Here is a 24,031-nt window from a genome sequence, read left to right on the forward strand (position 1 = left end):
GGGTCCGCCAGGTCACAGCAGTCTGGTAGCGTTGCCCCGTGAGCAATGCAATTTCCGCACATTCGATTATGTCCCCTTTAGTACCGGTCTGCGCTTGTGCACCGATCAAGATAATATTTCGCGAAGTCGCCGATGAAAATTCGAACGAATACGTCGTGGGATGAGCCGATCTGGTGATCGCTTAGTTGCAATGGAAGCTGCTTGGTTTCAGAGTTTCGTTGGTTTGTTCGCAGTAAAGCCCTGCGACTGCCGGCACCCCAAAAGCGACATGTTGAAAGCTTCCAAGCCCATCGCCCTTTGCTGTTTCAACGGCAGGCACCTGTCTAATTCAGCAGTCCTGGTATCTGCTGCTCTGCCAAGCTTATCACCGCATCCAACCTCGCGATCCGTCGAGCACCCGGCCTGAACGTCAGAAACACGGGAAATGGTCGGGAGGTGTAAGCGGGCATGCATCTTATGAGTGTTCCGTTGCTGATCGCTTCACTGACCATGAATTCCGGCAAAAATCCGACACCTTCGCCAGCGAGCACAAGGTCGAGCAGGATGGTGAAGTTCTGAACCCCGAATGGACCGGAGACGGCGATGGACTTTTGCTGACCCGGTGCATGCAGGGTCCAGTTTGTCATGGTCCGGTTGCCGCGAAACACGAGGCACGGTACCTGCTCAAGGTCTTCTGGGCGCCGAATGTCCTGTACCTGCGGCAGCTTGGGCGATGCGACAATCCAAGCTCTGAAGGCCCCGAGTTCACGTGCCACAAGGCGATCATCTTTGAAGGTGCCGACACGAAAGGCGATGTCGGTTCCCGGATCCTGCATATCCTCAAATGCGTATGCCGTGCGCAAGACCAATTTGAGGTCCGGGTGTGTCGCGGTGATGGTCGGAAACAGTGTCGCGGCAACCAGTCCTCCAAACTCAGGCGTCGCGGCGATGCTGACCTGCCCCGACACGCCAGCGCTCTCTTCGCGTGCGATGTCATCGAGCAAATCGACTTCCGCCAGGATGGATGCAACGCGCACCTGAAGCCTTTCGCCAAACGGCGTAAGCTTGACGGAGCGCGCGCTGCGTTCCAGCAGACGAACGCCGAAGTGGCTCTCAAGCTGCGCGACGTGGCGGCTGACCCCAGATTTTGCTATGCCCAAACGATCTGCTGCGGCGCTGATCCCGCCTAGCCGCGCAACGGTGCTGAAGCTCCTGAGCGCGGATAATCCAATCGTTCTAATATCTTGAACCATAGGTTTAAATATATCCGACTGTTCTGAATTATTGGCAAGAGCTATCTCGTTTCCATCATCACGCCCCAACGTCCGCAACGGACCTCTTGCGGCCACCGATAGGAGATAAAAGCATGAACATTCTGATCACAGCTGCCAGCAGCGGCTTTGGAACGCTGATTGCCAACGATCTGATCAAGGCCGGCCACCGCGTCGCCGGCACCGTCCGGGACCCAGAAGGCCGCAATGCCAAAGCGGCGGAGGCCTTGCGGTCCATCGGCGTTCACATTGTAGAACTCGATGTAACAGATGATGCGTCCGTTGAGGCTGGCGTGGCGCAGGCAAAGGCCGCTCTGGGCTCCATTGATGTCCTCATCAACAATGCTGGTGTCGGCTCGCACGGTTTGCAGGAGAGCTTCTCCGCCGACGATTTCCAACGTTTGTTCGACATCAATGTGTTCGGGGTGCAGCGGATGACCCGCGCAGTTCTGCCGGACATGCGCAGCAATGGCAGTGGCTTGATTGTAAACATTTCGAGCCTGCTGGGACGGGTCGCACTTCCATTCTTCGGTCCGTACAATGCGACCAAATGGGCGGTGGAAGCTCTTAGCGAAAACTATCGTGCGGAGCTGAGCCAATTCGGCGTCGATGTTGCGATCGTCGAACCCGGCGGGTTCCCCACCGCGTTCATCGGGAACCTCGTTCGACCGTCATCCAACGATCGCGATGCCGGTTATGGCGCCATGGCAGCTGCGCCGAAGACTGCGATGGATGGTTTTGAAGAATTCCTCAAGGCCAACCCGCAGCAGTCGCCGCAACTGGTGGCCGACGCGGTCGTCGCGGTCGTCAACGCTGACCCCGGGACGCGCGCCTTGCGCACAGTTGTGGACACCATTGGCATGGGCGACCTGGTGCAGCCGATGAACGATCAGCTTTCGGAGGCAACGCAAGCGCTCTTCACAAACAACGGCATGGCCGACATGCTCACGTTGAAGGTCGAAAACTCGAAAGCCGCCTAAACGTCGTGCTGTGCTGGTCGGCAGCCCGCCCGGCCAGCACAGCAAAACAACAATAACGCAGGATTGTTTACCCATGACACACCCAGCCTTTACCCCTGATTCTGTTGCCCTGGTCACCGGAGGCGCCTCCGGTATTGGCTTAGCCACCGCAACGCAGTTCGCGGAGATGGGCATGCGGTTGGTTGTTGTTGATCGAGCGGCGGACAAGCTCGACGCCACTGATCAGGCCTTGCGTCAGGCCGGTGCAGCGGATGTTGTGACTGCGTCGACGGACATCTCCGACCGGGAGCAAATCGAAGCGCTCGAAAAGCAAGTTGCTGATATGTTCGGCGGTGTCGATATTCTGATGAACAATGCCGGCATCGGCGAACGCTCATCGATAACCGGCACACTCGACGCGTGGAAAGCAACGCTGGATGTCAATTTGTGGGGACCAATTCACAGCACGCAAGTGTTCATGCCCCGCATGGTTGAGCGCTCTAGACCGGGCGCGATCATCAATACCGGATCGAAGCAGGGCATCACCACCCCACCGGGCAACCCGGCCTACAATGTTTCAAAAGCGGGCCTGAAAGCTTTCACCGAGGCGCTGGCACATGAACTGCGGAACACCGAGGGTGCGCAACTGAGCGCGCATCTGCTCATCCCTGGCTTTGTCCACACCGGCATGACAGGCGCTGTCGATAAACCACCCAGCGCTTGGACGGCCGAGCAAACCGCGCAGTTCTTCCTTGATAGCATGAACAGGGGCGACTTTTACATTCTGTGCCCGGACAATGATGTGCCGCGCGCTCTTGATGAGAAGCGGATCGCTTGGGCCGCTGGTGATATCATTGAGAACCGTCCGGCACTCAGCCGCTGGCATCCTGACTATGCAGACGCCTTCGCCGAACACGTTGCATCAACTTAAGCGTAAGCAACAAGGGACATCGATCGTTCGCCATAAAGTCAAGGTGCAGTTCCTTATACAAACATCGACCAAAGCAGAACCGCACCAAGACCGAGCAGAGGCCCGACGACCGCAACGACGAAGATGTCGAAATAGCTTTTTGCATGGGTAAGACCGGTGATCGCCAAGAGCGTAATCACCGCACCGTTGTGCGGCAGAACGTCGAAACCGCCGGATGCTAGTGCCGCAACGCGGTGCAGAAGTTCGGGCGAGATGTTCGCTGCCTGGGCCATCTGCAAATAGGTTTCACCAAGGGCTTCAAGCGCGATGCTCATGCCGCCGGATGCGGATCCCGTTACCCCCGCCAGCACGTTGACGGCTATGGCTTCTGACAGGAGCGGATTACCAGGTGCGATATTGACGATGCTATCCCGAAGGATTGCGAAAGCGGCAAGTGAGGCGATCACGGAACCGTAACCAACCTCACTTGCCGTGTTGAAGATGGGCAGAAAGGAAGCCTCTACGCCGCCTTTGATTGTGGTGTTGACACTCGCAAGTCGGCGATAGTTCAGCGCAACCGCGAGGAGAATTGCCGCAACAAGGCCGATAATGAGCGACCAGATTCCACGTACTGAGGCGATTGTCGTTTCGCCGTATTCGGGCTCGGCGAGGTAGGCCGTGTCGAGAAGAGGAAGGAAGAAGCGAGAGGCGACAAAATTCACCGAGATGACAACGACAATCGGAAGGACCGCTATCCAGAAAGCGGGTCTGTCTGCCTCATCATCGGCGTTGTCAGCGCCTGTCCGTGTCGAGAACTCATCCTCCTCCCCATAATGCTCCCCTCGGCTCTGCGCCTTACCGATGCGGGTCTGCAGCCACCACATACCGAACCCGGCAATGATAAAGGCCGCCAGCAGCCCCGGGAGGGGTGCGGCGAAGCTATCAGTTCCGAAGTAGGGCGCGGGAATGGCGTTTTGAATCTGCGGCGAGCCGGGCAAGGCCGTCATGGTGAAGGTGAAGGCACCCAGCGCAATCACAGCAGGGATGAAGCGTTTGGGAATATCAGCTTTCACAAACATGCTTGCGGCGATGGGATACACGGCAAAAGCGACCACAAACAGGGAGACACCTCCGTAGGTCAGGATCGCGCAGGCCATCACCACAGCAAGAGCCGAGCGCCGGACCCCGAGGCCGGAGATTATCGAGTCTGCAATGACCGGAGCGGAGCCGGTGTCGCGCATCACCCGACCGAAGATTGCGCCGAGCAGGAACAACGGAAAAAACCGCACAAGGTACTCGCCAAGCGCGGGAAGAAAGACTTGCGTGTAGGTTCCCAGTATCGGTCCACCATCGTTCAAAACGACGGCCAGGATTGCGAGGGCCGGCGCGAGTACGATGACGCTCACCCCTTTGTAAGCGAGGTAAATCAGAAGGGTCAAAGACAGAAGGATGCCGATCATAACGAAGCCTCGATCTAGCGGAACAACGTGTTTTATGGACATTGTCCATGAATAAAAACTGGGTTATAGCTTCGGTAAAGCGTTGAAAATGCGTATTGTGGCGGTGCACCATGATTAAATTATGTGCAGCGCCCGAAATGGAGGCTGTATGGTCAAGAGCATTGATGTCGCGCTCCAAGGTGGAGGCTCGCATGGCGCATTTACCTGGGGCGTGTTGGATCGTTTGCTGGATGAACCGGGCTTTAAAATCACCGGCGTGAGCGGGACCAGCGCTGGTGCAATGAATGCCGTTGCACTTGCTCAAGGCTTGGTTGAAGAAGGACCGGCAAAGGCAAAGACGCTGCTATGCACCTACTGGGAGAAGGTGACGGCATCAGCAGCGTTCAGCCCGCTGCAACGGACGCCATTCGATCGGTTTTTCAGCGGTTGGAACCTTGATCATTCACCGATGTACAAGATGCTCGATACCTGGTCGCAGTTCTTCTCGCCCTATGACGTGATCGACTTTGGCTCTCACCCGCTCAAAGAGATCGTTGAGAGCACATTCTCCTTTGACGCCATCAATAAATCCAAGAAGATCAAAGTTTTTCAGTCTGCAACAAATGTGAAGACCGGCCGGCTGACCATTTTCCGGCAACCCTCGCTATCGGTCGAGACAACGCTCGCTTCCGCCTGTCTGCCCACCCTCTACCGAGCTGTCGAGATCGCCGATCAGGCCTACTGGGATGGCGGATACATGGGTAATCCGCCGATCATACCGCTTATTCGAGAGACCGACACCCGCGATACGGTGATCGTCCAGATCAACCCGTTTCGCCGCGAGGAGATCCCCAAATCAAGCAGCGAAATCAACAACCGGCTGAACGAGATAACCTTTAACTCGAGCCTTGTGAGAGAAATCGAGGGTCTCGGCTTTCTAAAGGCCCTGGTTACGGATCAGGATTTACCCCTCGACGAATTCCGAAACGGCCGGTTGCACCGGATTGCTGCGGATGAGCAGATGCGGGAGTTGAGCGCATCAAGCAAAATGAACGCCTCACCAGACTTTGTGAAATACCTCTTCGATCTTGGACGGCATACCTGCGAGCAGTGGCTAGAAGAGAACGGTGACCGTGTTGGTCGCGAGACGACCTGGTTACCAAAGGCAGAGGACTGATGGCCGCGTCGCGCGTTCTGCTTGCGGTATCCGTCGTCACGATATTGGGTATCGGCGTTTGGGGCGTACTGAGCCCGCAAACGATGGTGTCTTTCGCCTCAGCACTGGTGAGCCGGTACTTTGAGAGCAGAGGCTGGTTTTTGATGCTGTCAGTCTCGGGGATGCTGGCGTTGTGCCTGGTCGTAGCGATCTCTCCCTATGGGAATATCCGACTGGGCGCCGATGATGATCGACCCGAATTCTCCACGCCCGCGTGGATCGCGATGCTGTTTTCTGCGGGTATGGGCGTTGGCCTGCTCTTTTGGGCTGTCGCGGAGCCCATTACCCACTTTAGCTTTGCCAGCACGGTTTTGCCCGAACCCCTCGCTGCCGAACAGGCGCTGCTGTCCACCAACTTCCACTGGGGTATTCACGCTTGGGCTATTTATGGCGCTACGGCGCTCACGATCGCGTATTTCACCTTTCGTCGCGGCACGCCGATGCTGGTAAGCAGTCCCGTTGTATCGCTATTTCCCAAAGAGCGGTGGGCAAGGTGGGTGGGCAACCTCGCCGACTTCATGGCCATTGTCGCCATAGCAATTGGCGTTGGTGGTTCGATTGCGATGGGCGTTTTTCAGGTTGCCGACGGTATTGATGTTCTTCTCAGTTTCGGTGGCACCGCCACATGGCTGATCTGGCTCATCTTCGCGCTTATGGTGGCGTCCTACACGCCAGCACTCTTGGTCGATCTTGGCGATGGGATGTCGAAACTGTCCAACATAGCGATGGGCATCGCGATCCTATTGGTCTGCTTTGTCGTTATTTTCGGTCCGACCCAATATCTGCTCAATTCAATTTTATCGAGCTTCGGCGACTACCTGTTTTCCGCTCTCCCGCGTGGGTTCCAGACACTCAGTTTCTATGGCGATGAGATCGAACGGTGGTTCCAGGACTGGACGCTCACCTACATGGTTTGGTGGATCGCTTGGGGGCCGTTCGTAGGCGTTTTCATTGCACGCATTTCGAAGGGCCGGACCATCCGCGAGTTTGTTATTGGGGTTCTTTTGGCCCCGACGATCTTTTCGGTTGTCTGGTTTGGCGCATTTGGAGGTATTGGACTGTTCGATGCGTTGCAAGGCAACGGTGGGCTCATAGCCGCCGCCAAAGAGAATTTCGGGCGCGTTACCTTCGACCTCCTTGAACGTTTGCCCGCGCCTTTGTTGACCACCATTGCGACGGTCATCGCCGCCTTTCTCTTCATCGTCACAAGTGTTGTGAGTGCGGCCTTTGTCCTTGCCACTTTTTCGGTTGGGGGCGACCCGGACCCAAGCCCGAAAGTACGCCTGATTTGGGGCCTTCTTCTGGGTTTGGTGGGCGCCGCGATGGTGCTTTCGGGCTCGATTGACGCGGTCAAGAAACTTATCGCGCTTGGCGCTCTCCCCTTCGTTTTCGTCAGCGTTCTGTTGTGTGTTTGTCTAGTCCGCGCGTTGCGGGAAGAGACCCCCAAGCCCGCGCAAGAGCGTTCCACGGAGAATGCCCATGCTGGTCGGTAGCCTGATTGATACGGCCGCAAACCTTATCACGTTCGCGTTTATCGGCTGGATGCTCTGGCTCCTGTTTCGCCGTGCTGGGTAGGATACAGGAAACATCAGCCGGAACGGGCCGACCCTTTTGTGGATGCTACCTGCGAGAGCCAGCACGCCACACCATCCATTTGCGGGAAGGCCCCTACGATCAGACCGAGCGGGTCATTCCCCCATCAATCCGAAAATTCTGCCCGGTTATGTAAGCTGCCTCGTCAGACGCCAAATAAGCAATGAGTGCGGCGACCTCTTCCATCTTGCCATATCGACCAAGCGGAACGCGGGCCCTGCGCTCATCCTTCTGCGGCAGACTGTCGATAAACCCTGGCAGCACGTTGTTCATGCGCACATTGTCGGCCGCATAGCGATCCGAGAACATCTTGGCGAAGCTCGAAAGCCCCGCCCGAAACACCCCTGAGGTCACAAACGTCAAATCGGGCTGGACGGCCGCGAAGCTCGAGATGTTGATGATTGTCCCGCCGCCTTGCTCAACCATGATGGGCGTGACGAGCCGTGTCGAGCGGATCACGTTCATCAGGTAGTAGTCCATGGCCGTGTGCCAATCATCGTCGCTGATCTCGAGGATTTCGCCCTTTGGCGCGTGACCGGCTGAGTTGATCACTACATCAATCCGCCCCCAGCGATCCATCACCGCCTCAATGAGCTTTTTCAGATCAGCCGTTTCGAGGTTCGATCCGGTCACACCGACCCCACCGAGTTCCTGGGCGAGGGCTTCTGCATTTCCAGATACGGACAGAAGCCCGATGCCATAGCCTTTTTCGGCAAGGTGCCGCGCTGCCGAAGCCCCCATTCCCCGCCCACCGGCCATTACGACCGCTACCTTTTGCGTCACCGCCCCAACCTCATCGTTGTACTTCGTTGATCAACCATGCCTAAGGCATGCGTGCCTCGCAATGCTGGTGAAGGCAATTGACAGCGCTGTGCAAGCCCTGAAGGTTGCAGGCTGGAAAAAGAGGCTAAGACAATGGATATGGGCATCGCCGGCAGGAAGGCGCTCCTGACCGGTGCCAGCAAAGGTATGGGACGGGCCTGCGCGTTCGCCTTGGCGGCGGAAGGAGCAGACCTGACGCTGGTTGCGCGCACCCCAGCACCCTTGGAACAGACGGCTAACGACATTCGTTCGAGCACAGGGGCGACCGTTTTGACGGTGGCGGCGGACATCACCACCGAAGAGGGCCGGGCAGCCGCGCTTAAAGCCTGTCCGCAACCGGACATTCTCCTGAACAATGCCGGAGGGATGAAACCGGGCGACTTCCGCGAGCACGACCGGGACCAGTGGATCGAAGCGCTGGACCTGATGATGCTGGCACCGATCGAAATGATCCGGGCAACGTTTGATGGCATGGTCGAACGAGGCTTCGGGCGCATCGTCAACATCACGTCGCGCGGCGTGAAAATTCCCCATGCCGAGCTTTCGCTATCCAACGGCGCACGCACCGGTCTGGTTGGTTTTTGCGCCGGGATCGCCCGCCTTGGTGTGGCGCGAAACGTCACCGTGAACAGCATTCTGCCGGGAATCGTCGACAGCGACGGCCAGCGTCAGCACGTTGAAAAACTGGTTGAAACGACCGGGCGTAGCTTCGGCGATATCTGGGGCGCGAGGGCCGAGAAAAGCCCGGCAAAGCGCTTCGGGCGACCGGAGGAGATCGGAGCGTTGTTTGCGTTTCTTGCGTCGGCGCATGCGGGTCTTATGACCGGTCAGTCCATTCTCATGGATGGTGGCGACTATCCGGGGACGCTTTGAAAATCATGCCGTTTCCCAAGTGTGATCTGCTCTCGATGACGAGAATGAACCGGTGACGACGCTGGTCTTGGGAGGTGGTGTGATCGGGCTGGCCACAGCCTACGCGTTGCACAAAGACGGTCGCGACGTTCACGTTGTGGAACGGCTGGATGGTCCCGGACGGGCCACAAGCTTCGGCAACGCTGGCGGGCTTTGCCCAGGATTCGCGGGCCCATGGGCTGCCCCGGGCATGATCACCAAAGCATTCAAATGGATGTTTGCATCGTCTGCGCCGCTCAAGATCCGACCGAAGCTCGATCCGGCGCAATGGGCATGGCTGGTCGCATTTGCGCGCGAGTGCGACAAACGGCGAAGCGCTGAGAACAAAAAGGCGATGCAGGCCATCGCGCATTACAGCCAGGAGCGGCTCGCGGCAATCATCGAGGAGACCGGCGTTGCGTTCGACCACGGCAAGGGCGGCGTGCTGCAAACGTTTCGGTCTGACCAGTCACTTGAGGCTGGCCACCGCTCCGCACGGGTGCTCGAAGAGCTCGGCATCCATCACCGTATCGTCGCGGCGCACGAACTGGCACAAATCGAACCTGCGCTCGCGGGATCGTCAGCAAATTTCGCCGGCGGGCTTCATTTGCCCGACGACCAAACGGGCGATTGCGCAGCCTTTTGCGAGGCCCTTAGCGCTTGGCTCTCCGATCGAGGTGTTCTTTTCTCCTACGGAAAGGATGCCATCGCGATCCGCTGCGATGGCGGTACGTTCAAGGCGCTCCAGACGTCAGATGGCGAGATTGAAGGCGAACAGCTGGTGATCGCCGCTGGGCCCTTTGCCAATCGTCTGCTTGCACCATTGCAGCGGTCGCAACCTCTCTATCCCGTGAAGGGTTATTCTTTGACCTACACCCTTTCAGACGACGTCATCGGTCCGCGCTCATCGGTCATGGACGAAGATTCAAAGCTCATGTTCACGCGACTGGGCAATCGGCTCCGGGTTGGCGGAGTCGCCGAGCTGACCGGCTTCGACACAAAACTGGCCGAGGGTCAGGTCGCTGCTATACGAGGCCATGCCGAGACGCTGTTTCCCACAATCAAGTGCGCTTCGGAGCCCGAGCCTTGGGCGGGACTGCGCCCTATGACACCTGACGGACGGGCACGGACCGGGGCCGTTCGAGGTTTTGAAGGGCTTTGGGTCAATCTCGGTCATGGTTCAAACGGTTGGACCCAGGCTGCCGGCGCTGGGCAATTGCTTGCCGATCTCATGTCAGGACGCCCATCTGCGATTGATGCGGCGCCCTATCGTCCGAATTGATGGGGCCCAGTTGACTTAAGGGGAGCACAGGCGGCATCGTTACGGGAATGTCCGGATCAGTGACCAAAAAGGAAGTACATATGCGCACCCAGTTCATTCGATGGTGTCTTGGCGCCCTGTTGGCGTTCACGCCATTGACGGCTTTGGCCGACGAAATCACGATCGTCATTGGCAGCGAGCCGACAACGTTGGACCCCCACGCAGCGGATGACGGCGGGGAAAAGGCGGTCAATGATAATATCTTCGATACGCTGATGGTGCGTGACAACGAGGGCAACCTCGACCTCGGAATCGCCTCCGAATTTCCCACGCAAGTCGATCCCACGACCTGGGAGTTCAAGATTCAGCCCGGGATTACATTCACCAATGGCGAGCCGCTGAACGCCGAAGCGGTCGCTTTCTCGATCGAGCGCATGATCGATCCGGAACTGAACTCCGAACAGCTTTCTTATTTCTCAACCTTCGCTGGAGCGGAAGCGATTGATGAGTTGACCGTTCACGTCAAAACCTCAGGGCCAGACCCGATACTGCCGGCGCGGATGTACTACTTCATGATTGTGCCGCCCGAGGCGAGCCAATCTGACGACTTCGCGGCTGCACCGATCGGGAGCGGCCCCTTCAAATTTGTCAGCTGGGACCGCGGCAATCAGATCGTTCTTGAGGCCAACCCGGAATATCGGGGCGAAGCGCCCGACGTGACCCAGGTGACCTATCGGTTTATCGAGGAACCAGGCACCCGTTTGTCGACCTTGGTCGCCGGTGAAGTCGATCTTGTGACCAATCTGCTGCCCGAGTTCATGGGGCAGGTTCCGCAAGCCGCATCGATGCGCAGCCTCGAGCACCCGATGGTGCTTTTGAATGCGGACGGCGGCATCACCGCTGACGCACGCGTCCGCCAGGCGCTCAACCTTGCCGTTGATAAAGAGGCACTCGCGTCGGCGCTCTTTGAAGGACAAGCGCAAGTCGAACAGGGACAGCTGCTTGGGCCGACCTATTTCGGCTACAATGAAGGTGTCACCGCCTATCCCTACGATCCCGAGCGCGCGATGGAGCTTCTGGAAGAAGCGGGCGCAGCCGGTGGCGACATCACGCTGGTCAGCACTTCGGGGCGCTGGTTGAAGGACCGTGAACTGACTGAGGTTATCGGTGGGTTCTGGTCCGCCGTTGGGCTCAACGTTGATGTTCAGATCTACGAGTTTGACGAATACCTTCAGCGCCTGTTCCGTTCCGAAGACGGGCAACGGTCGGACGCGATTTTCGTGGTCTCAGGCAATGAGCTTCTGGACGCCGATCGATCCTTCTCCGCCTATCTGGCACCTTCCGGTTTTGGCGCTTCTAACAGCGTCGAAGAGCTGGAGGAACTGATCACGACGGCGCGCACGGAGATTGACCTCGACGCGCGGCAGGCCCTGTATGAGCAAGTGGTCGAGTACGCTCACGAAGAGGCACTTTTGACCTTCCTGCTGAACATCAACAACATCTGGGGCATGAGCGAACGCCTCAGCTGGGAGCCTCGCGTTGATGGAAAAATGTTCGTCAGCACTATGACCGTCGAGTAGGGCGGCACGATCCGGCACGAAGACGATGAGCTGGTTTGTCGTTAACCGGTTATGGCAAGGGGCGATTGTTGTCGTTTCCGTTGTCATCGTCGTCTTCGTGCTCACCCGCCTGATCGGCGATCCGGTCAGGGTGATGTTGCCACTCGAAGCAACCCCCGAACAACGCGCGGTATTCGAACAGCAGTTGGGCTTGGACCGCCCGATCCTTGAGCAGTTCGTCACCTATGTGCGCGATGTCGCAGTTCTGGATTTCGGCGAGTCGCTTTGGCAGCGCCGGCCAGTTCTGGAGATCATCGTCGAGCGCGCACCTGCAACCATTTTGTTGACGTTCTCCGCCATCGCGCTGGCGGTGGCCCTCGCGATACCGCTTGGGGTTGTTGCGGCTCTGCGACCGGAAGGTCTTGTCGACCGTGTTGTCGTTATCGTCAGCCTGTTGGGTCTTTCGATCCCTCAATTCTGGCTTGGGCTCCTTCTGATCGTTCTGTTCTCGCTCACCCTTGGATGGCTTCCGACGTCCGGTTCAGGGGGCGTGGAACATCTCGTTCTCCCCGCACTCACACTCGCCTTGCCCGCCATGACGCGGCTTGTCATGGTCGTTCGCTCGACGATGATCGATGAATTAAACGCCCAGTACGTGAAGGTTCTGCGGGCGAAGGGGTTGCGGCCGTGGCGCGTGGTCGGCGTGCACGCGCTGCGCAATTCAGCGGTGCCCATCCTGACCATCGCCGGCTGGGAACTCATTCGGACCCTGTCGGGTTACACGGTCGTCGTGGAAACCGTCTTTGCCTGGCCAGGACTTGGCCTCACAGCCATTCAGGCGATAGAACGCCAAGACCTCATTCTCCTGCAGGCGATTGTGTTCGTGACGGCCCTATCGGTGGTTGTGCTCAACTTGCTTCTCGATGTCCTTTTCAAGGCGATCGATCCGCGCATCGAAATGAGCGCCAAATGAGCGTTTTGGAAACCGATACCCAGGCACCCGATACCGATATCCAGCCAAGTCGGGGGTATCTTTCTGACATTTTGGGCGACACGCCCGGCCTGATCGGAGTTATCTGCCTCGGGCTTTTACTGTTCATCGCCGTTTTTGCGCCTTTTATCGCGCCGCATGATCCAGCGGCCCAGAACATTATCGCACGCTTGAAGCCGCCCGCCTGGATGGATGGCGGCAGCTGGGCGCACATCCTTGGGACGGACCATCTGGGCCGCGATGTTCTGTCCCGGCTGCTGCATGGTTCGCGCGTTTCGCTTTTTGTCGGCTTCGCAACGGTGCTTGTCGCGGGAACGTTCGGCGTTCTGGTCGGCCTTACAGCCGGCTATGCGGGCGGTCGCACCGATCAGTGGCTGACAGGCTTCATCGACACCAATGTCGCGTTCCCAGGCCTGCTACTCGCGCTGCTCATTCTGGCTGTTATCGGGCCGAGCATGACAACGGTTATCGTCGTTCTCGCCCTCAACGGCTGGATGGTTTACGCCCGCATGGCGCGCAGCGTTGTTCTCAGCCTTCGGCAAACCGCCTTCGTCGAAGCAGCAGAACTGCTCGGATGCCGAACCGGGCGCATCCTCATCCGACATCTGCTTCCCAATCTCGCAGCACCGCTGCTTACGCTTGGGACCCTGGAGTTCGCGCGGATCGTGCTGGCCGAAGCTGCGTTGTCGTTCCTCGGCCTTGGCGTCCAGCCGCCCGCCACCTCTTGGGGGTTGGACGTCGCCCAGGGCAAGGATTACATGTTCCGCGCATGGTGGCTCGTCACTTTCCCTGGGCTTGCAATCGCCTTCACGGTGCTTGCGATCAACTTGATCGCGTCGTGGCTACGGGTCACGACTGATCCGGTTGAGCGCGAGAAGCGATTTGCCCGTCGTTTCGAAAAAACTGAATGACCGAACCGATCCTGACCGTTGAAGGCCTGAACGTTGAGTTTGTGACGCGGCGCGGACTGGCTCACGCTGTGCGGGACGTTTCTTTCGATCTGACGCCCGGCCAGGCCATGGGGCTGGTTGGCGAATCCGGCTGCGGAAAATCTGTTACCTCGCTTGCCATCATGGGGCTCTTGCAGCTTCCGGGTCGGATCGTTGGCGGCGATGTGCGTTGGAAAGGCAAGAGCCTGATAGGGCCGGAGGCCGAAGCCTTCCGCCGCGAGGTTTGCGGCCGTGACATCGCCATGGTCTTCCAGGATCCGATGACCAGCCTTGACCCGCTCTTCTCGGTGGGCAGCCAGATCAGCGAAGTACTGACCCACCATCGCGGCTATTCATCAGGAGCAGCGCGCAAGAGATCCGTTGAGCTTCTCGACCTCGTCCAGATACGAGAGCCCGACAAACGCGTTGATCAGTTCCCGCATGAGTTTTCCGGCGGCATGCGTCAGCGGGTCCTGATCGCGATGGCGCTGGCCAGCGAGCCAGACCTTCTCATCGCCGATGAGCCGACCACCGCGCTCGATGTCACCGTGCAAGCCGGCATCCTCAAGCTCCTCGCCGAACTTCAAGAGCGTCTGTCGCTCGCCTTGCTGCTCATTACCCATGATCTCGGAGTGGTGGCGCAACTCTGTCAGGACCTGGCGGTGATGTACGCCGGTGAAATCGTTGAAGAAGGCCCAGCAGAGCAGTTGCTGCACCAGCCTTCCCACCCCTATACCGCCGGTCTGGTAGCGGCGACGCCAACCCTTCGTGACACGCGCCGGCGGCTCAAGACAATCAAAGGTGAACCGACAGATCTGAAGCTGCCGGAAAGCACCCGTCGCATCCAGCCAAGCCCGGTGAATGGCACGCAGCCCCACACGGCTATGCCGTCGGAAGAGAAGCACGCGGCGCCTTTGCTCGAAGTTCGCGATCTTTCCGTTCACTATCCGATCGGACGTTTGGGCCTGTTTGGCCAGCGCGGTGTCTTAAAGGCCGTAGACCAGGTGAGCTTTGATATCTGGCCTGGTGAAACGCTCGGCCTTGTAGGCGAAAGCGGCTCGGGGAAGACGACGACAGGCCGGGCTGTGTTGCGAGCTGTTGATCCGACATCCGGTTCAATCAAATTCGATGGTCAGGAGATCACAAGCCTCAAACATGGCGAGTTGCGTCGCCTCCGGCGCGACATGCAGATCATTTTCCAGGACCCGTATTCGAGCCTCAATCCGCGCATGACCGTTCAAGACATCGTGGCTGAGCCATTGATCGTCCATGGGATCGAAACCAATCCAGCAAGGCTCCGGGATCGCGTCGCACACCTCCTAGAGTTGGTCGAAATGCCAGCCGACGCCGCGACGCGCCACCCGCATGCATTTTCAGGTGGCCAGCGACAGCGCGTAGGTATAGCGCGTGCCCTGACGCTGGAGCCGCGCTTCATCGTTGCTGATGAGCCGGTTTCGGCGCTCGACGTCTCGATCCGGGCGCAAGTGGTGAACTTGATGCAAGACCTGCAGGAACAGCTTGGCCTGACCTATCTTTTCGTCGCCCATGATCTGGCTGTTGTTCGGCATATCGCCGATCGGGTGGCGATTATGCAAGCTGGCAAGATCATCGAAATGGGACCGGTAGATGAGGTCTACGGCAACCCACGGCAAGACTATACGCGAGCGCTGCTAGACGCTGTTCCAGAGATCGGGAGCCCGAAGAAAGCGGGCGCCGCGTCCGCGCCCGAAGCGACCGCCCTCAGCGGCGAACGCGCCTAGGCGGCATGGAGTTCCTTGGCAATAGTGGTGTCCTATCCCTTGCCTTCGCCACTGGCTTCGTGGCTGTTCTATGCGCCTCGGCCGTCCAGTCGATCGCTGGGATCGGTTTTGGACTTATCGCTGCGCCGGTTCTTTTGCTGATTGATCCAAAATTCGTTCCCGGCACGGTCATATTCCTCGGCCTCCTGGTCAGTTTCATGTCAGCGATGCGTGACCTGCCACACATCAACAAGGCCTTCGTTGCGGCTGGTCTTGCCGGCCGTATTCCTGCGGCGATCCTTGCCGCTTCACTCGTCGCGATCCTCTCACCAACAGCGTTTCAAATCATCTTTTCGGTCTTGATCCTGGGCGCTGTAGCCCTGTCACTGTTTGGCCCTGCGATCCGGCCTTCGGTACCCGGCGTTGCGACTGCAGGTGTCGCTTCCGGATTTATGGGCACGCTGACCAGCGTCGGGGCGCCACCATTTGCAATTGCGATGCAAAACATGCCCGCCCAGCAACTTCGCGCAACGATGAACGCCGTGCTGCTCTTGGGAGCGTGCGCCTCCATCGCTTCGCTTGCCGCGTTCGGAAGCTTTGGTTGGGCTGAGGTCGTCCGCGGCTTCGCACTTATCCCCGCAGTGCTTTTGGGATTTTTCGCCGCCCGTTTTGTGATCGCTGACCCCAGGACTGCGCCACGATTGCGCTATGCGGTTTTATCCCTTTGCGTTGCGGCAAGTCTCGCTCTGCTGGCCCGCGCCCTTCTGAGTTGACGGCATGCTGCCAATACCTCACCTTGACCAGAACCAGCCTCATCTATCCCTTTTGGAGTATCACCATGACGCGATTCCGGACTTCAGCTCTTCGCACTTTGGCGGTCAGTTCACTGGTGGCTTTGCTGACGGCATCTGGCGCGGCAGCGCAGGATATGACGCTCAGACTGCACACGCTCGTGCAAGATCCGCACCCCTACAATGACATGGCCGCCTTCGTGGCTGAACAGGTGAGCGAGAGGACAGGTGGGGCGATTGCCGTTCAGGTCTTCGACGCCGGCCAGCTCGGCCAAGATGACGCGGTGATCGGCGAAATGGGGCTTGGGACGATTGATCTCATGATCAGTTCGACCAATAACGCCGTCAGCGCGGTTCCAGAGTATCAGATCTTCTCGGTGCCCTACCTGTTTACCGGTTTCGACGACCTCATGAACCGTGTCGGCCCGGGAACCGCTGCCGAGACCTATTATCGCGATGTCTACGATGCGAACGGCCTCAACATGCAGATGTTGGCGCTGGGCGGCTCCGGTTCACGCAACATGTCCAACTCAATTGGCCCTGTGGATAGCCTCGCCGATATCCAGGGCATCAAGATGCGCACCCCTCCATCTCCTATGATTTCCCGCACGTGGGAAACGTTGGGCACACTTCCGGTGAGCGTGGCTTGGGGTGAGCTCTATGCCGCGATCCAGACCGGCGTTGCCGATGGCCTCGAAAGTTCGATCCCGGGTTACGCCGGGGCGCAGCTGTTTGAAGTCGCGCCCTATCTGGCGCTGACTGCTCACACCATCCAGGTCAACCATATCTCGATGAGCGATCGGGCGTGGGGCCGCCTCAGCGAAGAACAACAGCAGATCATGCTCGACGTCGCAGCCGAAGCATCCGCCTATGGGGTTGAACGTGCTGAGTTCTACGAAGCGTCTCTTGTTGACCGCCTTCAGGCCGAAAACGACGTTACGGTGACACGTCCTGACACGTCCGAGTTCAAGGCTGCTCTGTCCGATCTGCAATCGGAACTGGCAGAAGAGCTGAACCTCGAAGCCGCGCTTGCCGCGCTGTTTGCCGAGTAGCCCGCGTTCATGCCCCGGTTCGAGCGCTTGAGCCGGGGCAACCGCTCTAAATCGCCCCGCATTCGGTGCGGACACCCTGCATGTTGACCCGCCTGAACGATCTGGTGGAGCGCGCAGCTCTATGGTTGCTGGCGCTGCTCTTCGCGGGGCTGATCGCGGTCGTTGGCTTGCAGGTGCTCGCGCGCAACGTGCTCCAGGTGCCGATGATCTGGACGCTGGATATGGCCCAACTGCTGTTCTCCTGGTGTATTTTTGTCGGCGCCGCGGTCGCGTTCCGCCAGAAGCGGCATTATGAAGTGAACATCTGGCCGGAAACCGGGGCGATCACGCTCATTCCTCGTATCGCGGCGACCGTTGCTTGCGTGATCGTGATCTACGTCTTGGCTCGGCACGGCTTCGAAATGGCACAGATCACGTTGCCGCGCTTCAACCAGTCTTTGCAGATTTCCGAGGTCTGGTTCATCGCACCCATCCCGCTTGGCGGCGCTCTCATGGCCCTGTTCCTCGTTGAACAGATCGCGGAGGGTTTGACCGGAAGCGCGAAAAACGCCGACGACCCGCCCACGGATACCGCACCTTGAACCCTTTGGTGTTGCTTATCGGCGGGTTCTTCGTGCTCGTTGCCTTTCGCGTGAACATCGGGTTCGCGTTGATCCTATCGTCGGTCATCGTCCTGATTGTCGAGGATCTGCCGCTCGCTTCGACGATCAACCAGATGTATTCCAACATCGACAGCTTCACGCTGCTCGCTGTGCCCTTTTTCATGTTTCTGGGCCGTATCTTGAACAAGGGCTCCATTACGGAGCGTCTGCTTGCCCTGTCGAACGCCTCGGTTGGTCACATAAGGGGCGGGCTCGGCCATGTGAACGTTTTCATCTCCATGGTGTTCGCGTCCCTCTCAGGGTCGGCTGCCGCGGACACGGCGTCCGTTGGTTCGATCCTCATACCGGCGATGAAGAAGGCTGGGTATTCACCCGCCTTTGCTGCGGCCCTGACCGCTGCCTCGTCCACGCTTGGGGTGATAATTCCGCCATCGATCATCCTGATCGTGTATGGCGCCTTCGGAAATGTATCGATTGGGGCGCTATTTCTCGGCGGCGTTGTGCCGGGGCTCACAATCGGTCTTTCCATGATGGCATACACCTACTTCATGGCGGTCCGGCAGGGGTTTCCGTCCAGCCCATTCCCCGGCCTCCGAGCGGTCGGCAAGGCATTTTTCCGCGGTGCCGCGCCAATGCTCATTCCAGTCTTTGTTTTGGGCGGCGTTATCGGTGGGGTCTTCACACCGACCGAAGCTGCAATCAGTGCCGTCGCTTGGGCGTTAATCCTGACCTTCATCATCTATCGCGATGTTCCATGGCGTGAGCTGCCAAAGCTCCTGATGCTCGCGACGGTCGACTTTGCCGTTCCCCTGTTTACTGTGGCTGGCGCGGGTATCTTCGGTTGGCTGATTGCTTTTCTTGGCGCCGCCGAGATCGTGGTCAACTTCATCACGTCGATAAGCGAAGACCCCAAGATCATTATCCTCCTGCTGATCGGCTTCCTGCTCTTGGTCGGGACTGTCCTCAACCCCATTTCGGCGGTGCTGATTTTCCTGCCGATCATTCAGGGGCTGGGTGACACCGCTGGCATGAACCCGGTCCACATGGGTGTGCTTGCAACGATTACGCTGTCCGTAGGCTTGATCACGCCGCCCTATGGCATTTGCCTTTTGATCGCCTCGCAGATCGCGGAGGTGCAACTTGGAAAAGCAATGCTTGCAGTCTTGCCCATTGTCGGGCTTACCGTCAGCATCGCCATTTTATCGGTGTTTTTTCCCGATCTTGTTCTAGCCTTGCCTCGACTTGCCTTCCCGAACATCTTCCCGTGAAGCACAGTAAACGGAGATCCCTGATGGCCCATACGAAACCAACCGGCAGTTTTGTCGCCCTCGTCACGCCGATGAACAACGACGGCACGATCGACTATGCCGGCTTTGCCGATCTTCTGGCGTTTCACAAAGAACATGGAACCCGCGCCGTCCTGATTATGGGGTCGACCGGCGAAGTCTCCATGCTGACGCCGGAGGAGAAAAGAGAGATTATCTCCAGAACCGTCAAAATGGCGCCGGCGGGAATCCAGATGTTCTACGGCTGCTCGGGTAACAACACCCAGGCAACCATCGACATGGTGCGTTACGCGGCAAGCGAGGGTGCCGACGGTGCCATCATTGCCGCTCCGTCCTATATTTGCGCGCCCAATGACGCGATTGCCGACTATGTCGAAGAGGTCTGCGACTCGACCGATCTCGCCATCGGTTTCTACAACAACCCACCACGGGTGAAATCTGACCTACATTGGGATGACATGCTGCGCCTCGCCAAGCACCCCAACATGGTCGTGCTGAAGGAGAGCACAACGCGGGTCGGTCAGGTTGCGCAGATGTGCGCGGCGAAGCCTGATCTTTCGATCATGTGCTGCTGTTCCCCGAACCTTGGCCTTGTTGTGCCAACCATGTCGCTCGGCGGCCACGGTACGGCCAACATGACCGGCAACATCATCCCGCGCGAGTTCGCGGTTATCTCGAAACCGTGGGATAGCGCCGAAGATGCCGAGACCTTCAAGCAGGCCTATTTGCACAATCTCGATATGCTGCATTTTGCGTACTCAGCGATCAATCCGGTGGCGATCAAGACATTGATGCGGGCGGTCGGACTGCCATCCGGCCCGCTGCGTAAACCGCTTAAGCCGCTCGACGATGCAGGTTTGAAACGCGGTCTGGATATCTTCGCCAAGCTGGAACTCGATCGCATCTATGGCTTGAAGCTCAACCCCGATATCGCGGCGTAAGATCGATGCCACTTGTGCGCGTGACCATGGCCGAGGGCCGCACGAAAGACCAGAAGGCGGCCCTCGCCCGTGAGATCACCGACAGTCTCGTGCGCATTTGTGATGCCCATGCTGCGCACTGCTATGTCATTTTCGACGATGTCGATCCCGATGAATGGCTGATCGCGGGCGAGACAATCACAGACCGGCAGATCAAGCGCGGCGAACGCCCCCCGCGGGAACGCGAGCCGGACGCCAGCACCTAGTCCTGTGAGCAGACGACAAGCTGTCAGCCTGTGCCACTGGGGCGCATTTGAAGCAGATGTTGAAGACGGCCGCTTGGTTGCCGCCCGGCCATGGGAAAATCAGGGCGCAAACGCAGCAATGATCGGCGCTCTGCCGGAGCTGGTCTACTCAGCAGAGCGCGTGCTGAAGCCACACGTTCGCGCGGGCTTTCTCAGCCTGGGTTACAAGACTGGAGGTGCGCAACGCGGATCCGACGCGTTTATTCCTGTCGAGTGGGATACCGCGCTTGACCTGGTAGCTTCCGAAGTGGCTCGCGTTCGCGATGACTTCGGCCACACGGCGCTTTTTGCAGGCTCTTATGGATGGTCGAGCGCCGGACGGTTTCATCATGCCCGCACGCAGGTTCGGCGGTTTTTCGGCGCCCTCGGTGGCTTCACTGATCAGGTAACCAATTACAGCTGGGGCGCCGGGCAGGTCATTCTTGAAGAAGTGCTTGGCTCTGCGGACGCGGTCAGTGGAGCGGCCACATCCTGGGATGCTATCGTTGGGCACACTGACACGTTCGTCGCCTTTGGCGGGCTCAATCCGAAGAATTGGCATGTGACGTCCGGCGGTGCTGGCCACCATCACATGCCAAACCATGTGCGCCGTGCGGCTGAGGCGGGGACCAAGTTCATCATCATCAGCCCGTTCGCCGACGACTGCCCCTCGGACATTGAGGCTCAGTGGGTCGCGCCCCGCCCGGGTAGCGACACCGCCATAATGATCGCGCTTGCGTACGAGATGGTGAAGCGGGGGCGCGCGGATCGCGCTTTCCTTCAGCGCACCACAGCAGGCTTCGAGGAGTATGTGCGCTACCTGAATGGCTCTGATGATGGCGTCGAGAAAACGCTTCGTTGGGCGGCGGCCATCGCTGATGTTCCCATCACGCAGCTGCAAGACCTCGCAGACCGAATTGAAACTGGACAGGTGATGCTCACCGCAGCGTGGTCGCTGCAGCGGGCGCAGCATGGCGAGATGACTTTCTGGGCGCTGATCGCATTGGCTGCGATCCTGGGACAGATTGGGCAGCTGGGAGGCGGCTTCGGTTTCGGCTATGGCTCGCTTAACGCTGTCGGCCACGGGTCGATCAAGGGTCTTGTGCCGACCCTTCCAAAGCTACCCAACACCCAAGGTACGAGCATCCCGGTCGCCCGCATCTCAGACATGCTGGAACACCCCGGTCGCGAAATTCCCTTTCGCGGTGGAACCGTGACGCTCCCGGACACCAAGCTGATCTATTGGGCGGGCGGCAACCCGTTCCATCACGCCCAGGACCTGTTTCGTTTGGAGCAGCTGTGGAAACGGCCACAGACCATCATCGTCAACGAGCAGTTCTGGACGTCGACTGCCCGGCGCGCGGACATAGTCTTGCCGGCGACAACCTCTGTCGAGCGCTGTGACATTGGCGGGACATCGCGCGATCGTCACGTTTTTTACATGCCGCAGCTTATCGAGCCGGTTGGGGAGGCGCGCAACGATCATGACATCTTCAAAGGCCTGGCGCGGCGGCTTGGTATCGAAGGTACCTTTGCGGAAGGAAGAGACGAAGAACAGTGGCTGCGACATCTGTGGCGGCAAAGTGAGACCAATGCGGAGCGGCAAGGGATCACTGCGCCCAGCTTCGAGGCGCTAAAGGCCATGAACGTCTGGAGGGTACCTTCCCCCAAACAGCCCGAAGTGCTTCTTGAGGATTATTGCCGCGATCCTAAGGCCAGTCCCTTGAATACCCCGACGGGGCGCATCGAACTGGTCTCGAAGCGAATCGAAAGCTACGCGCTGCAAGACTTCCCGGCTCACCCCGCTTGGCTTGAGCCCGATGAGTGGCTTGGTAATGCTCCGGACGGAGCCCTGTCCCTCCTCAGCCGACAGCCAAAGCTGTTCCTGCACAGCCAGTTGGGTCAGACATCACTGGCTGACCAGCCAATAATCGTGATGCATGCGAGTGACGCACAAGCACGCGGTCTCGCAGATGGTCAGACGGTCCGGGTGCGCTCTGAACGAGGAGCGTGTCTCGCCAAACTCTGTGTGATCGACGCATGCCGACGGGGCGTTGTTGCGATGGAAACCGGCCCCTGGTTCGTGGGCGGTTCCAGCGGTTACGATAAAGGCGGCAATCCCAACGCAGTTACGCACGACCGGCCCACGTCATCGCTGGCGCAAGCAACGGCGGCTCAAACATGCCTGGTTTGGGTGGAGGCCGCGCAAGCCGATAACAACGTCCAAGAGCACCGCTGAGAAGCACGCGTCTTGGGTTCTGCGTCTACGGCTCGCATGTGCATTTCTAAAAGACTGAGATCTTGCCAGTGATTAGCGAGACTGCGTTTTTCAGTGTCAGCACGTCGGTAGCCCAAGGAACTGGCTGGGGCGGCTGGATTCGAACCAGCGCATGGCGGTACCAAAAACCGCTGCCTTACCACTTGGCTACGCCCCATCAACGCAGGGCCGTTCCCTTCCACAGGGCTGAATCGAGGTCAAGAGGTGGAGGCGACGCGGCCTGCACACCCATGTTGACCGGCCATCGGCAGTCAGGCAGGACAGCGCAATGAACGCTTGGCGACCCAAACTATGCATCCGTTGCCGATCTGGTCGGTTTGTCACCATCAGGCAAACCGTCCTTGCCGGGGTCGTAAGCGCTGTCCTGGTCGTCACCCCGACAATGGCTATCGCGCAAACCCAGGCTGAAATCGACCGCGCGCTTTCGCGCCTGTCGGAGATTCTTGGTGCCCTTTCGCATTTGGAAAACATTTGCAGCCCGCAGCTGCGCAGCGGCCTATCAGATGACCAAGCCACCGCGTCGGAACCAGACGCACGACGCGCCCAATCACGTCGTGATATGGAACAGTTGCTCGAGAGCGAGGAGCTGAGCCCCTTGCGCCGGTCCGTTCTCATTGATGCCTACAACCGTGGGTTTCGGACCGTCGCCAATACACATAGACGCTGCACATCGGCGAGCGACAGGTTGATCGGGCTGCATCACAATCGCGGCGCACAGATCGTTGATCAGTTGCTCGATGCGGCACAAGACGGTGCGGTTGGCGGCGAGGCAAGCGATGAAAGCGGCGCTACGCCGCCTTAGTGGAGCGGTCGCCTGCTCATCATATTGGGACAGACGTTTTTTGCCCGACAAAACGGTTTGTTTACGTTTTGCTCAGGCAATCCAACACTTGCCGCTAGGAATGTGTAGTTTGGGCTCATGAACGCGGGCGGCAGAGTGCCGACCCGACGAGACCAAACGGACTGTGCCTGTGACCCACGCTCCCGATCTTCCAAGCCATGCCGGCGAGCCAGAAACCGAACGTCGCGCCGCAATAGCTTTCGTCCTTGATGCGTTCGATGCCGCCCACAAAGCCGGCATCGGCCGCAGCGCGCTTTCTCGCGCCGCATTGTTTCAAGCCATCATGCAGATTGTAGATGAGCTGGGCGAAGAGGGCGCAGCGCGCTTTTTGCAAACCAGCGCAACCGGCGTCGAGCGCGGATATTATTCGCGCGATCTGAGCCCCTCACAGCTCAATTGAAGCTGGTCGGGAAGTCGT

Annotated in this window: 22 protein-coding genes and 1 tRNA gene; 19 read left to right on the forward strand and 4 right to left on the reverse strand. The window is 58.8% G+C overall.

What is annotated here, in order from left to right:
* Positions 1-323: 323 nt before the first annotated feature.
* Complete coding sequence (locus tag AAF739_00065; protein ID MEM6381042.1) at positions 324-1,232, reverse strand: LysR family transcriptional regulator; 909 nt, start codon at positions 1,230-1,232, stop codon at positions 324-326.
* Between the two features lie 113 nt (positions 1,233-1,345).
* Here AAF739_00065 and AAF739_00070 point away from each other — a divergent pair, with 113 nt between their 5' ends.
* Positions 1,346-2,230 carry an SDR family oxidoreductase gene (locus AAF739_00070; protein ID MEM6381043.1) on the forward strand — a complete coding sequence of 295 codons (885 nt, stop codon included), beginning with the start codon at positions 1,346-1,348 and terminating at the stop codon, positions 2,228-2,230.
* A 73-nt stretch (positions 2,231-2,303) separates the two neighbouring features.
* Positions 2,304-3,140, forward strand: coding sequence for an SDR family NAD(P)-dependent oxidoreductase (locus tag AAF739_00075; protein MEM6381044.1), 837 nt, complete (start codon positions 2,304-2,306; stop codon positions 3,138-3,140).
* 53 nt (positions 3,141-3,193) lie between these two features.
* Here AAF739_00075 and AAF739_00080 read toward each other — a convergent pair whose 3' ends face one another.
* The gene (locus AAF739_00080) at positions 3,194-4,579 is read right to left on the reverse strand and encodes a GntP family permease (protein MEM6381045.1); all 1,386 of its coding nucleotides are present in this window, start codon (positions 4,577-4,579) and stop codon (positions 3,194-3,196) included.
* A 148-nt stretch (positions 4,580-4,727) separates the two neighbouring features.
* Here AAF739_00080 and AAF739_00085 point away from each other — a divergent pair, with 148 nt between their 5' ends.
* Positions 4,728-5,735: a patatin-like phospholipase family protein gene (locus tag AAF739_00085; protein MEM6381046.1), complete on the forward strand. Its 1,008-nt coding sequence runs from the start codon at positions 4,728-4,730 to the stop codon at positions 5,733-5,735.
* Entirely contained in the window at positions 5,735-7,267 is a 1,533-nt protein-coding gene (locus AAF739_00090; GenBank protein ID MEM6381047.1) for a BCCT family transporter, read from the forward strand. The genes AAF739_00085 and AAF739_00090 overlap by 1 nt, the downstream gene beginning before the upstream one ends.
* Before the next feature lie 181 nt (positions 7,268-7,448).
* Here AAF739_00090 and AAF739_00095 read toward each other — a convergent pair whose 3' ends face one another.
* Positions 7,449-8,150 (reverse strand): SDR family oxidoreductase, encoded by a 702-nt coding sequence (locus AAF739_00095; protein MEM6381048.1) that lies wholly within the window; start codon positions 8,148-8,150, stop codon positions 7,449-7,451.
* Between the two features lie 132 nt (positions 8,151-8,282).
* On the opposite strand from AAF739_00095, the gene AAF739_00100 reads away from it, so the two are divergent.
* The 13 genes from AAF739_00100 (at position 8,283) to AAF739_00160 (ending at position 22,733) form a co-directional block, all read left to right on the forward strand.
* Positions 8,283-9,062, forward strand: a complete 780-nt coding sequence (locus tag AAF739_00100; protein MEM6381049.1) for an SDR family oxidoreductase — start codon at positions 8,283-8,285, stop codon at positions 9,060-9,062.
* A gap of 52 nt (positions 9,063-9,114) precedes the next feature.
* Positions 9,115-10,362 carry a D-amino acid dehydrogenase gene (locus tag AAF739_00105; GenBank protein ID MEM6381050.1) on the forward strand — a complete coding sequence of 416 codons (1,248 nt, stop codon included), beginning with the start codon at positions 9,115-9,117 and terminating at the stop codon, positions 10,360-10,362.
* A gap of 80 nt (positions 10,363-10,442) precedes the next feature.
* Positions 10,443-11,921, forward strand: a complete 1,479-nt coding sequence (locus tag AAF739_00110) for an ABC transporter substrate-binding protein (protein MEM6381051.1) — start codon at positions 10,443-10,445, stop codon at positions 11,919-11,921.
* A gap of 25 nt (positions 11,922-11,946) precedes the next feature.
* Complete coding sequence (locus tag AAF739_00115; GenBank protein ID MEM6381052.1) at positions 11,947-12,873, forward strand: ABC transporter permease; 927 nt, start codon at positions 11,947-11,949, stop codon at positions 12,871-12,873.
* Positions 12,870-13,802, forward strand: a complete 933-nt coding sequence (locus AAF739_00120; protein ID MEM6381053.1) for an ABC transporter permease — start codon at positions 12,870-12,872, stop codon at positions 13,800-13,802. The genes AAF739_00115 and AAF739_00120 overlap by 4 nt, the downstream gene beginning before the upstream one ends.
* The gene (locus AAF739_00125) at positions 13,799-15,580 is read left to right on the forward strand and encodes an ABC transporter ATP-binding protein (protein ID MEM6381054.1); all 1,782 of its coding nucleotides are present in this window, start codon (positions 13,799-13,801) and stop codon (positions 15,578-15,580) included. The genes AAF739_00120 and AAF739_00125 overlap by 4 nt, the downstream gene beginning before the upstream one ends.
* Before the next feature lie 5 nt (positions 15,581-15,585).
* Positions 15,586-16,332 carry a sulfite exporter TauE/SafE family protein gene (locus tag AAF739_00130; GenBank protein MEM6381055.1) on the forward strand — a complete coding sequence of 249 codons (747 nt, stop codon included), beginning with the start codon at positions 15,586-15,588 and terminating at the stop codon, positions 16,330-16,332.
* Between the two features lie 65 nt (positions 16,333-16,397).
* Positions 16,398-17,402 carry a TRAP transporter substrate-binding protein gene (locus tag AAF739_00135; GenBank protein MEM6381056.1) on the forward strand — a complete coding sequence of 335 codons (1,005 nt, stop codon included), beginning with the start codon at positions 16,398-16,400 and terminating at the stop codon, positions 17,400-17,402.
* A gap of 80 nt (positions 17,403-17,482) precedes the next feature.
* Positions 17,483-17,983 carry a TRAP transporter small permease subunit gene (locus AAF739_00140; GenBank protein ID MEM6381057.1) on the forward strand — a complete coding sequence of 167 codons (501 nt, stop codon included), beginning with the start codon at positions 17,483-17,485 and terminating at the stop codon, positions 17,981-17,983.
* Positions 17,980-19,272 carry a TRAP transporter large permease gene (locus tag AAF739_00145; GenBank protein ID MEM6381058.1) on the forward strand — a complete coding sequence of 431 codons (1,293 nt, stop codon included), beginning with the start codon at positions 17,980-17,982 and terminating at the stop codon, positions 19,270-19,272. The genes AAF739_00140 and AAF739_00145 overlap by 4 nt, the downstream gene beginning before the upstream one ends.
* A gap of 23 nt (positions 19,273-19,295) precedes the next feature.
* Complete coding sequence (locus AAF739_00150; GenBank protein ID MEM6381059.1) at positions 19,296-20,231, forward strand: dihydrodipicolinate synthase family protein; 936 nt, start codon at positions 19,296-19,298, stop codon at positions 20,229-20,231.
* Between the two features lie 5 nt (positions 20,232-20,236).
* Entirely contained in the window at positions 20,237-20,476 is a 240-nt protein-coding gene (locus AAF739_00155; protein MEM6381060.1) for a 4-oxalocrotonate tautomerase family protein, read from the forward strand.
* Between the two features lie 4 nt (positions 20,477-20,480).
* The gene (locus AAF739_00160; protein MEM6381061.1) at positions 20,481-22,733 is read left to right on the forward strand and encodes a molybdopterin-dependent oxidoreductase; all 2,253 of its coding nucleotides are present in this window, start codon (positions 20,481-20,483) and stop codon (positions 22,731-22,733) included.
* Positions 22,734-22,854: 121 nt separating this feature from the next.
* Here the strand turns inward: AAF739_00160 and AAF739_00165 are convergent.
* Positions 22,855-22,929: transfer RNA gene (locus AAF739_00165), tRNA-Gln, on the reverse strand.
* 111 nt (positions 22,930-23,040) lie between these two features.
* Here AAF739_00165 and AAF739_00170 point away from each other — a divergent pair.
* Together AAF739_00170 and AAF739_00175 are read left to right on the forward strand one after the other, a co-directional pair.
* The gene (locus AAF739_00170; protein MEM6381062.1) at positions 23,041-23,574 is read left to right on the forward strand and encodes a TIGR02301 family protein; all 534 of its coding nucleotides are present in this window, start codon (positions 23,041-23,043) and stop codon (positions 23,572-23,574) included.
* Positions 23,575-23,743: 169 nt separating this feature from the next.
* Positions 23,744-24,013, forward strand: coding sequence for a hypothetical protein (locus tag AAF739_00175; protein MEM6381063.1), 270 nt, complete (start codon positions 23,744-23,746; stop codon positions 24,011-24,013).
* Positions 24,014-24,031: the final 18 nt, after the last annotated feature.

It is taken from the genome of Pseudomonadota bacterium (genome assembly GCA_039024915.1).
In the GTDB taxonomy this organism is placed as follows: Bacteria; Pseudomonadota; Alphaproteobacteria; order Rhizobiales; family MH13; genus MH13.

Coding starts and splice junctions, on each gene's coding strand:
- AAF739_00125 (MEM6381054.1), top strand. CDS start 13,799: ATGACCGAACCGATCCTGACCGTTGAAGGCCTGAACGTTGAGTTTGTG.
- AAF739_00075 (MEM6381044.1), top strand. CDS start 2,304: ATGACACACCCAGCCTTTACCCCTGATTCTGTTGCCCTGGTCACCGGA.
- AAF739_00085 (MEM6381046.1), top strand. CDS start 4,728: ATGGTCAAGAGCATTGATGTCGCGCTCCAAGGTGGAGGCTCGCATGGC.
- AAF739_00130 (MEM6381055.1), top strand. CDS start 15,586: ATGGAGTTCCTTGGCAATAGTGGTGTCCTATCCCTTGCCTTCGCCACT.
- AAF739_00080 (MEM6381045.1), bottom strand. CDS start 4,579: ATGATCGGCATCCTTCTGTCTTTGACCCTTCTGATTTACCTCGCTTAC.
- AAF739_00110 (MEM6381051.1), top strand. CDS start 10,443: ATGCGCACCCAGTTCATTCGATGGTGTCTTGGCGCCCTGTTGGCGTTC.
- AAF739_00100 (MEM6381049.1), top strand. CDS start 8,283: ATGGATATGGGCATCGCCGGCAGGAAGGCGCTCCTGACCGGTGCCAGC.
- AAF739_00150 (MEM6381059.1), top strand. CDS start 19,296: ATGGCCCATACGAAACCAACCGGCAGTTTTGTCGCCCTCGTCACGCCG.
- AAF739_00120 (MEM6381053.1), top strand. CDS start 12,870: ATGAGCGTTTTGGAAACCGATACCCAGGCACCCGATACCGATATCCAG.
- AAF739_00140 (MEM6381057.1), top strand. CDS start 17,483: ATGTTGACCCGCCTGAACGATCTGGTGGAGCGCGCAGCTCTATGGTTG.
- AAF739_00170 (MEM6381062.1), top strand. CDS start 23,041: ATGAACGCTTGGCGACCCAAACTATGCATCCGTTGCCGATCTGGTCGG.
- AAF739_00155 (MEM6381060.1), top strand. CDS start 20,237: ATGCCACTTGTGCGCGTGACCATGGCCGAGGGCCGCACGAAAGACCAG.
- AAF739_00070 (MEM6381043.1), top strand. CDS start 1,346: ATGAACATTCTGATCACAGCTGCCAGCAGCGGCTTTGGAACGCTGATT.
- AAF739_00090 (MEM6381047.1), top strand. CDS start 5,735: ATGGCCGCGTCGCGCGTTCTGCTTGCGGTATCCGTCGTCACGATATTG.
- AAF739_00135 (MEM6381056.1), top strand. CDS start 16,398: ATGACGCGATTCCGGACTTCAGCTCTTCGCACTTTGGCGGTCAGTTCA.
- AAF739_00115 (MEM6381052.1), top strand. CDS start 11,947: ATGAGCTGGTTTGTCGTTAACCGGTTATGGCAAGGGGCGATTGTTGTC.
- AAF739_00065 (MEM6381042.1), bottom strand. CDS start 1,232: ATGGTTCAAGATATTAGAACGATTGGATTATCCGCGCTCAGGAGCTTC.